Origin of the sequence: Devosia sp. (assembly GCF_017307565.1) — a bacterium.
Taxonomy (GTDB): Bacteria; Pseudomonadota; Alphaproteobacteria; order Rhizobiales; family Devosiaceae; genus Devosia.
The window spans coordinates 1-1,627 of record NZ_JAFKHD010000305.1; the positions used below are offsets into that span (position 1 = coordinate 1).

2 protein-coding genes are annotated in these 1,627 nt (G+C 58.5%); both read right to left on the minus strand.

What is annotated here, in order from left to right; translation table 11 throughout:
* On the minus strand, positions 1-332 hold a 332-nt coding region (locus J0I64_RS09065), incomplete at its 3' end, for a VOC family protein (protein ID WP_291407333.1).
* Positions 333-417: 85 nt separating this feature from the next.
* Positions 418-1,627, minus strand: a 1,210-nt coding sequence (locus tag J0I64_RS09070; RefSeq protein WP_291407335.1) for a DUF5605 domain-containing protein, incomplete at its 5' end; no start/stop codon positions are given.

The window sequence follows — 1,627 nt, forward strand, 5'->3', positions numbered from 1 at the left end:
AGACCCCAGCGATCACGCAGCCAGCCGCATTCTTCGACCGAGCCGCCTTCCTTGAGCGCGTCCCAGAGCCTGTCGATCTCGGCCTGCGTGTCGCATTCGACCATGATGGAAAAACTGTGGTTGAAGGGGTCGAGCGGACCCGCATTGATCGCCATGTAGCGCTGGTCACCAATGGTGAAAGCAGCCATGCCGACGCTGCCGGCAGGGCCGCTGGGATTATCGGCGGGAATGGCCGAGACCCATTCGATCTTCGAGCCCGGAATCAGCGACGTATAGAACTTGATCGCCGCGTCCATATCCTTTTCGAACCAGAGATGCTGGGTAACCTTCATCGTTAGTCCTCCTGTTGAACCGCCCGAGGGCACTACCCTCAAGACGATTCAACGTTTTGGACTTCGACATGGTCGCCCAGAATCATCACGCCGGGCGAATGCGGATCGCCAGGTGCGGTTTGCCCGGCAATTCCACCGCAAAGGCGGCATCCGGTTTGCGCTGCATCACCACCGCGCCGTGTCGGGTTGGATGATTTTGCGGCGCCGGAACGATCTTTGCCGGCTCGACGGTCATGTTCCAGGTGTCGATCAGGTCCACCTTGTATTTTCCGTCATCCTTGGGCAGGCCCGAGGCCCAGATCACCGGCTGATGCTCGCCAAAATAGATGATGGTCGTATCGCCATCGCGCGCGCCGGAAACCCGGTTCCAGGGATAGCGCGTATTCGGATCGATCGGCTCAAAACCGTGCTTGGCGTCTTCTTCCATCAGATCGCGGAGGAAACCGATGCGCTTCCAGGTTTCGCCATGCAGTTCCCCGCCCTTGGCCCACCAGATGAGATCGTCGGGATTGGAGAAGGTTTCGCCGTGCCCGGTATAGCCGCCGCGCATGGCGGTGATCCAGAAGCGATGCACCAGTTCCTGGGCTGAAATATTGCCCCAGACCTGAATGATATTGCCCTCATATTCGGGCTCGTCATTGACCACCGGCTTTCCATAAGCCAACCGCCATTCACCGGTGCGCTTCACGTCCCAGTGCTGGATGCAGACATGGGTCACCCAAGGCTTGCGGTGATCGTAATTGGCGTCCGGGTCGCCATTGTGGATCGAGCGCAGATGCCCATAGGGATCGTTCTCTTCCAGAATATGGAAGTAGCGCTCCCACTGATGCATCGGCTTGGTGTTGAGGAGGAAATCGTACTCGTTGGCGAGCGACCACCAGACGTTGCGATAGGCGGCAAGGCGCGCAGCGAGGTACTGGACATAGGCATAGTCCTGGGCCTCGCTCATGTCGCAGTAACCCCAGCGATCATAGGGGTGGAAGATGATGATATCGGCTTCGATACCCATCGCCCCCAGTGCCTTCACCTGGATTTCAAAGTGCCGGAAACTTTCGGGATTGGGCCGGTCGAAATCGAACTTGCCGTCTGCCCCCTTCTGATAGACGTCGTGCAGCGCCTCGTTGACATTGTAGGGATAGTCCTTGGGAAAGACGCCCATGCGCATCTTGTTGAAGCGCGTTTTTTTGAGCGTTTCCAGCGTCTTTGCCTGTTCGCTCAGCGGCTGATGCGTCCAGGCGTAGCAGGTGGTGCCAAAGGACAGGAACGGCGTGCCGTCGGCATAGGCAAAGTGGAAC